Source organism: Rhodopseudomonas sp. B29, assembly GCF_000333455.1.
Classification (GTDB): domain Bacteria; phylum Pseudomonadota; class Alphaproteobacteria; order Rhizobiales; family Xanthobacteraceae; genus Rhodopseudomonas.
In genome coordinates, this window is record NZ_BADD01000597.1 from 1 (window position 1) to 1,166 (window position 1,166).

Consider the following 1,166-nt stretch of genomic DNA (forward strand, 5'->3'; position numbering starts at 1 on the left):
AACAGGGCCGCGGCGTCGGCTCCCTGCAGACGCATCAGCGGGAGCATCCGGTGATGAAGGCGCTGTTCGCTTGCGACCGCGAGGCCTTCTACGCGTCGGAGATCGATATTCGCGAGCGGACGCTCTATCCGCCGTTCGGCCGGCTGGCGAGCCTGATCATTTCGGCCGGTGACCGGCCGAGCGCCGAAGGCTTCGGGCGGCAGCTCGCCGCCTGCGCGCCGGTCGACGAGCGCGTGCAGGTGCTCGGCCCGGCCGAGGCGCCGCTTGCGGTGATCAAAGGCCGCTATCGATTCCGGCTGCTGATCAAATCGGCACGCGGCTTCGACTTGTCGAATTACTTGCGATCGTGGCTGGCCAATGGACCCAAGACCAAGGGAAACCTGAAGCTCGAAGTCGACGTCGATCCGCAAAGCTTCCTTTGACTTGTTAGTTGTGGGCTTTGTCATGCCGCTGTCGCGTGCGCGACATCTGGCAGCGTTCTGGCGCAAAACAAAAGCCCGTCGTCATTGCTGACGGCGGGCTTTGTTTGACGGATGCTGACGCCGCACGATCAGGCGCGCCTGACGCAGGTTCGGGCCTCTATATCCTGCGGCTGTCAGAAACCTAGCGGGTCTTTGCTGATTGAGGGAAGGCGACCGCTTCTGCGGTTACATCACTTCCGCGACCACCCGGCCGACTCCGGCGCCGGTGAGACCGATCGCGCGCGCGGCGCCGGTCGACAGGTCGAGCACACGGCCACGCACGAACGGACCGCGATCGTTGATGGTGACGACGACGCTGCGGCCATTGTGGGTCACACGCAGCTTGGTGCCGAACGGCAGCGAGCGATGAGCAGCGGTCATGGCGCTGGCGTTCATGCGCTGGCCGGAAGCAGTGCGGCTGCCGGACTCGTTGCCGTAGTACGAAGCCATACCGGAGAAACTACGTCCGCCGCCAAACGAACCACTGCCGATGGAGGCGTTGGAATCGCGCCAGCCGTTGTCGGCATGATGGTGATGATGATGGTGGTGGTGGGCGTGATGGCGATGATGATGCCGAGACCGCGCCGACGCTTCGGTGGTCGCTGCTCCGCTGAGCAGGACGGTGGCGGCGATCAAGGCGACCGCCGTACGCGGCCGGGTTGCCATCCCCGGCAGGGACTTCTTAGTTTGCTTCATTCTGTAGTC

At 64.4% G+C, this 1,166-nt stretch carries 1 protein-coding gene and 1 pseudogene; one reads left to right on the forward strand and one right to left on the reverse strand.

What is annotated here, in order from left to right:
• A pseudogene (locus I5M_RS21550) lies at window positions 1–422 on the forward strand (primosomal protein N'); the annotation flags it as partial.
• Between the two features lie 225 nt (window positions 423–647).
• Here the strand turns inward: I5M_RS21550 and I5M_RS21555 are convergent.
• Window positions 648–1,157 (reverse strand): septal ring lytic transglycosylase RlpA family protein, encoded by a 510-nt coding sequence (locus tag I5M_RS21555; RefSeq protein ID WP_031337280.1) that lies wholly within the window; start codon window positions 1,155–1,157, stop codon window positions 648–650.
• Window positions 1,158–1,166 lie beyond the last annotated feature (9 nt).